The organism is Chitinophagaceae bacterium (assembly GCA_030053935.1).
In the GTDB taxonomy this organism is placed as follows: domain Bacteria; phylum Bacteroidota; class Bacteroidia; order Cytophagales; family JASGCU01; genus JASGCU01.
The window spans coordinates 1-6623 of sequence record JASGCU010000111.1 but is presented as its reverse complement, the minus strand read 5'-3'; the positions used below and the strand labels follow the sequence as shown (position 1 = coordinate 6623).

Here is a 6623-nt window from a genome sequence, read left to right as displayed (position 1 = left end):
ACCATTAATCTTATTAATGTACGAGAAGAAAAAAAAAATAAAAAAATGAATGGAAATTTTTCAAATATTTTACTAGAAGCAATCCAACAACAACTCACTCTCAAAAAACAATGTATAATCTTTCAAAATAAAAGAGGATATGCATCTTTTGTCCTCTGTAATAATTGCGGATATACAGTGGAATGCCCACACTGCTCTGTTTCTCTCACATACCATATTCATGGGCAACAATTAAAATGTCATTATTGCGGACACACAGAATCCCTTTTGCCAACTTGTAAAAAATGTAATTCATCACATATAAAAACTGTTGGATACGGAACAGAAAAAATAGAAGAAAACTTCAAAGTGTTTTTTCCAAATGCAAAAATAGAAAGATTAGACATAGATAATGTAAAAACAAAAAACGCATACCAAAATATTTTATCCGCTTTTCAAAAAAATGAATTAGATATATTAATAGGAACACAAATGGTAAGCAAAGGATTAGACTTTGCAAATGTAGAATTAGCCGCAATAATAGATATAGATAGAATCCTTTTTTTCCCCGATTTCAGATCCCACGAAAAAGCGTTTCAAATAATAACCCAAGTCAGCGGAAGAGCCGGCAGAAAATCACAATCCGGACAAGTATATATTCAAACATACAATCCACAATTACATCTCTTTCAGCAAATAAAAAATAATGACTATCAAAATTTCTATAAGAAAGAAATAATCCAACGAAAAATTTACAGATTCCCACCAATTGTCCGCCTCATAAAAATATCTTTTCTCCATACAGAAAAAAAAACTGCTCAAGAATCATCATTTTTTTTTACAGAACAAATAAAAAACAAAATATCACCCGAAAATATACTCGGACCACAAGAACCAATCATTTCAAAAATAAAAAATAAATTTAGACAAGAACTTTTTATAAAAATAGAAAAAAAACACCCATCAACAACAATAAAATCTTTTTTGAAAAACATCGCATTAGAACTCCAATATAACAACAAATACAAAAATACAAAAATAGTATTTGATGTAGACCCCTACTAAAACAAAAAAGCAGTCAGGAGTTGCCCCCCAACTGCTCCTCAAAAGTCAAAGATTATTTATTTAGATAAACGAACGTTAACTGCATTGAGTCCTCTTTTTCCTTCTATGAGATCAAAAGTTACTTCGTCATCTTCTCTTATAGGAGAATCTATTAATCCTGAGATATGAACAAAATGCTCTTTACTTGACCCCGACTCTTTTATGAATCCAAATCCTTTAGATTCATTGAAAAACTTTACTATTCCTTCTTTCATTAAAAAATGTATTAAAAAAATTAATTAAACTAAACTATATAAATCTATACTTGTATTTAAAATCAACATATATTACTTAAATATATATATAAAATATTGTATATGATTTTTGACATAATACTTTTTTTTTAAAAATAAATTGTATTTATTATTTTTATTTGATTAAAAAATGCAATTTTTATCTTTATTTTTCAATTTATTATGAGAAAACTATGAAAATATAAAAAATGATATCTATATCTCTTTTATTTCTAAAAAAAAATAAATTAATCCACTTTCAAAATTTATTTTTGATGTGTTTTAAAATATGTAATTAAGTTTACAAATTATTTTTATATTAGCAAATATTAAAAATTAAGGTATATAAAAATAATTTTTAAAATCTACCAAAACTAAAAAAACAAAGAATGAAAATAAAACATTACTCTTATATTCTTTTTGTAGCTTTTATATTCTCTTTTCAAAACGGAAAAGCACAGCACCAACAAGTCATTACTCAATATATGTTTCATGGACTTGTTTTAAATCCCGCATATGCGGGAACAACAGGTGGATTCACTACCACACTCATAAATAAAGGAATTCCATTTACGGCGCATAATATCAGTTCCTTTCAATCACTCTTTGTACAATCTCCTCTTTATAAAAATAGAATAGGAGTAGGCGCAATGTTTAATAGATCTAATTTGAGTATTCACAACATTTATGAAATACTAGGAATGTATGCTTATAAAATAAGAATTCCAAAAGGAATACTATCATTTGGAATGCAAACAGGCATCATTTATGGAAACTCTAACTACACAGAACTCATAGCTAAGGATATAAATGACCCCGTTATTCAAAATACATACGCTCTCAAACCTAATTTTGGACTCGGGATCTATTATTATAATGATAATTTTTATGCGGGAATATCCGTTCCTTACATTCTAAAAAATAGCACCTTTAACCTCACAAATACAGCCCTGATTGCTGACGATCCGAGATATTACTACTTTACATCAGGAATAGTAACACCTATACATAGATATATAAAAATCCATCCTTCTGCACTTTTATTTCTCGCAGAAGGAAATACTTTTGGATACAACTTAAACTTTATGTTTATCGTAGATGATTTTATTTATTTTGGAACCTCATACAAAAGCTCAAATAGCATATCTCTTATAACACAACTCAACTTAGGCGATGCCATAGTAGCCGGATACTCTTATGATTTTTACTTTGATAAACTCTCCTCTTTTATAAAAAGTAATCATGAGCTAGTTATTAAATATAAATTAAATCTTTCCGTATATAAACAATACAAAAGATATGATCCAAGACATTTCTAAACAGTAAAAAAATGCAAAAATTTATAAACTTTACATCTACCGCAATACCAGTATCTATAGAGAATATAGATACTGATCAAATAATACCTGCTCGATTTTTGAAATCTACTAAACGGGAAGGATTCGGAGAAAAATTATTCTGTGATTGGAGATATAATAACGATGGAACCCCCAAAAAAGATTTTATATTGAACGACATCAAATATAAAGGGTCTATTTTAGTAGCAGGAAAAAATTTTGGATGTGGCTCCAGTCGGGAACATGCTGCATGGGCAATTTACGATGCAGGATTTAAAGCAGTCGTAAGCAGTTTCTTTGCAGACATATTTAAAAATAACGCACTTAATAACGGACTACTCCCTATAACAGTATCACAAATTTTTTTAAATACTCTCTTCCAAGAAATAGAAAAAAATCCACAAATCACAATAACCATAGATATCAATAACCAAAAAATAATATGTAACACCTCTCAAAAAATGAATGAACTCTTTGAAATAAATCCATACTATAAAACATGTATCATCAACGGATATAATAATATTGATTATTTACTGAGCATCCAAGACAAAATTATTACTTTTGAAAAAAAACAACCTTTCAAACTCAATAACCAATCATGATAAATAAAAAAATTGCCGTATTACCTGGTGATGGGATAGGGCCAGAAGTGATACGCGAAGCTATAAAATGTTTGGATGCCATATCTCTAAAATATTCTATACAATTTGAATATTCTTACGCTCTGATCGGAGCAGCAGCTATACAAAAAACAGAATCACCACTTCCAAAAGAAACCATCCATATATGTAAAAACTCCGATGCTATCCTATTTGGTGCTATTGGAGATCCTGCCTTTGATAATAATCCTCAAGCGAAAGTAAGACCCGAACAAGGTCTCCTTGCTATCAGAAAAGAATTAGAACTTTTTGCCAATATACGTCCTATAAATACCTATGAAACTCTAGCTCATGCATCTCCTCTCAAAAATGAAACAATAAAAAATGTCAATTTTATCGTTTTTAGAGAGCTTACAGGAGGAATTTACTTCGGAAGCCCTAGAGGAAGAACAGAAGATCTCAAAACCGCTTTTGATACCTGTACATACTCCGAATATGAAATAATACGAATAGCTGAACTTGCATTTCAAGAATCTCTCAAAAGAAAATCTAAAGTTACCCTTGTAGATAAAGCAAATGTACTCGCTACATCTCGATTATGGAGAGAAGTAGTTACAAGATTAAAAAATGAAAAATACCATCAAGTAGAATTAGAAACAATGTTTGTAGATAACGCAGCAATGAAAATAATCACAAATCCTACTCAATTCGATGTCATCCTTACGGAAAACATGTTCGGAGATATTTTAACAGATGAAGCTTCTGTAATAACAGGATCATTAGGAATGCTCCCATCTGCTTCTATTGGTGAAAAATATGCTCTGTACGAACCTATACATGGATCATATCCCGAAGCCGCAGGAAAACAAATTGCTAATCCCATAGCTACCATATTATCAGCAGCAATGATGTTAGAAACCTCTTTCCAAATGGTACAAGAAGCTCATCTCATACAACAAGCCGTTGTAAAATCTATCGAAAATGGATTTGTTACAAAAGACATAAATCCTCACAAATACTATACCACATCAGAAATCGGCTCTTACATCGCATCAAATATTTAAATACAATACTCTCAATGTTTTTTCAATACCCAAATAGTTACAAAAAAATATAATAATATGCAACACACCATAGCAATTATAGGATTAGGATATGTAGGACTGCCACTTTTTGCAGAGTTTGGAAAAAAATACCAAACATGGGGGTTTGACATAAATTCTCAACGCATCCAAGAATTAAAAAATGGAATAGATAAAACAGGAGCAGTAGATAAGACAGTATTGAATCCAAAAAGTAATTACATTACAAAAAATATAGACGATATAAAACATTGTAATACCTTTATTATTACTGTCCCAACCCCATTAACCTCATTTAAAGCTCCTGATTTAACACCTCTTTTAGATGCTTCTCGTATGATAGGAAAAATATTAAAAAAAAAGGATATTATTATTTATGAATCTACCGTATATCCAGGATGTACCGAAGAGGATTGTGTTCCTGTTTTAGAAAAAGAAAGCGATTTACAATTTAATAAAGATTTTTTCTGCGGATATTCTCCCGAAAGAATTAACCCAGGTGATACAATAAATACTCTTACTAACATAAAAAAAATAACTTCCGGCTCTACTCCTGAAATAGCAGAAATCGTTGATGCTCTTTATAACTCTATCATTACAGCAGGCACTCACAAAGCCCCTTCTTTAAAAGTAGCAGAGGCAGGAAAAGCAATAGAAAATGCTCAAAGAGACCTCAATATTTCTTTTATGAATGAGTTATCCCTCATCTTTGATAGAATGGGTATAGATACAAATGACGTTATAGAAGCCGCAGGAACAAAATGGAATTTTTTAAAATTCAAACCTGGTTTGGTCGGCGGACATTGCATAGGCGTAGACCCTTATTATCTAGCTCATAAAGCAGAATCTTTAGGATATTATCCACAAGTAATACTTTCAGGAAGAAGGGTAAATGATTACATGGCAACATTCATAGCACACAAAATCATAAAACTTTTTACCCAAAAAGATAAACATATAAAAAATTCTCACATACTTATACTCGGAATCACTTTTAAAGAAAATTGCCATGATATACGAAACACCAAAATTATAGATATTTATAACCAACTTATAAATTGGGGAATCCACTGTGATGTATACGATCCTTGGGCACACCAAGAAGAAGTTATGAAAGAATATAAAATAAAACTCATACCCCATATAGACAATACAAAAAAATACGATGGTATTTTATTAGCGGTAGCACATAATAATTTCGAAACCATAGATTTTAAAAAATATAAGGAAGAAGGATCTGTTATATTCGATGCAAAAGCATTTATAGAGAGAAGCTTAGTAGATGCTCGATTATAAAAACTCCTTTTTACACAAATATTGAACTTGAAAACTATTGATAATCAAACAACTACAAAATTACAAGTGTATAAAAAAAAGAGAACGTCTCATCGACGTTCTCTTTAGTATTTATAATAATAACTACTCTTTTATTACCTTCTCTGCTTTCCATACCTCCCCTTTTTCTCCATAGAGTATAATACTATATTCCCCTTTTGGTAGGGTTTTCAAATCTACTCTCAAGCCTAATTCATAATTCATAATTCCTAATTCATAACTCTTTCCCGTCATATCATATACTTTCGCAGATGCAACCTTTTGTGTCTTATCATACTGAATGGTTAGATAATCATTGGCAGGATTAGGATAGATGCGGATAGCAGAGTTTCCTTTTTCTATGGGTGTGAGAGGACGAATAGTTGGAGTAGTAGTAGATACTACTGTTACCGTTTGCTGAGCGGTAGCAGGATTATAGGTTGCATTTGCTTCTTGACTTGCGGTTATGACTGCTGTTCCCGTGCTTACTGCGGTGAGAGTATTTCCACTTACGGTTGCTATTCGCTCATCGTTGGAGGTAAATACTATAGCAGCAGCACTATTAGAAGTAGCAGTCATTACATATCTTGTTCCTATACTCAGATTCGGAATGGCAGTAAAAGTAAGAGTAGGATTTCTTTTGGTAGTATCTACTGTTTCTGATACTGATACAAGCAGTGTTTGGGAAGTGAATGTTCCTGCATAATTAATATTCCCTGTATTATAAGCAATAATATTCACCGTACCTGCTCCATTGAGAGTGACGGTATTATTATCTATGATTAGAAGAGTAGAAGCAGCAGAAAATAACACAGGTAATCCCGCAGAAGAACTTGCGGTTAATACAAAAGGTACTTGTCCAAAAATCCTCGTTTGTAATACCCCAAACCCTATACTCTGAACCCCTTTCTGAATATTCAGTATTTGTGTTTGAGATGCAAAAGCTACCGTATCATTTTCTAAAGTGTATGC

7 protein-coding genes are annotated in these 6623 nt (G+C 31.2%); 5 read left to right on the top strand and 2 right to left on the bottom strand.

Features of this window, described 5'->3' with window-relative positions; genetic code table 11:
• Positions 1 to 1044, top strand: a 1044-nt coding sequence (gene priA / locus QM536_09105) for a primosomal protein N' (GenBank protein MDI9357165.1), incomplete at its 5' end; no start/stop codon positions are given.
• Between the two features lie 56 nt (positions 1045 to 1100).
• Here the strand turns inward: priA and QM536_09100 are convergent.
• Positions 1101 to 1298, bottom strand: coding sequence for a cold shock domain-containing protein (locus tag QM536_09100; GenBank protein ID MDI9357164.1), 198 nt, complete (start codon positions 1296 to 1298; stop codon positions 1101 to 1103).
• Between the two features lie 407 nt (positions 1299 to 1705).
• Here QM536_09100 and QM536_09095 point away from each other — a divergent pair, with 407 nt between their 5' ends.
• The 4 genes from QM536_09095 to QM536_09080 are packed head-to-tail and all read left to right on the top strand — an operon-like array spanning position 1706 to position 5633.
• Positions 1706 to 2635: a PorP/SprF family type IX secretion system membrane protein gene (locus QM536_09095; GenBank protein MDI9357163.1), complete on the top strand. Its 930-nt coding sequence runs from the start codon at positions 1706 to 1708 to the stop codon at positions 2633 to 2635.
• Positions 2636 to 2646: 11 nt separating this feature from the next.
• A complete protein-coding gene (gene leuD, locus QM536_09090; protein MDI9357162.1) occupies positions 2647 to 3258 on the top strand; it encodes a 3-isopropylmalate dehydratase small subunit in 612 nt (203 codons plus the stop codon).
• Positions 3255 to 4319 carry a 3-isopropylmalate dehydrogenase gene (gene leuB, locus QM536_09085; protein ID MDI9357161.1) on the top strand — a complete coding sequence of 355 codons (1065 nt, stop codon included), beginning with the start codon at positions 3255 to 3257 and terminating at the stop codon, positions 4317 to 4319. The genes leuD and leuB overlap by 4 nt, the downstream gene beginning before the upstream one ends.
• Before the next feature lie 57 nt (positions 4320 to 4376).
• Positions 4377 to 5633: a nucleotide sugar dehydrogenase gene (locus QM536_09080; GenBank protein ID MDI9357160.1), complete on the top strand. Its 1257-nt coding sequence runs from the start codon at positions 4377 to 4379 to the stop codon at positions 5631 to 5633.
• 123 nt (positions 5634 to 5756) lie between these two features.
• Here the strand turns inward: QM536_09080 and QM536_09075 are convergent.
• A partial coding sequence (locus QM536_09075; protein MDI9357159.1) for a T9SS type A sorting domain-containing protein occupies positions 5757 to 6623 on the bottom strand: 867 nt, incomplete at its 5' end.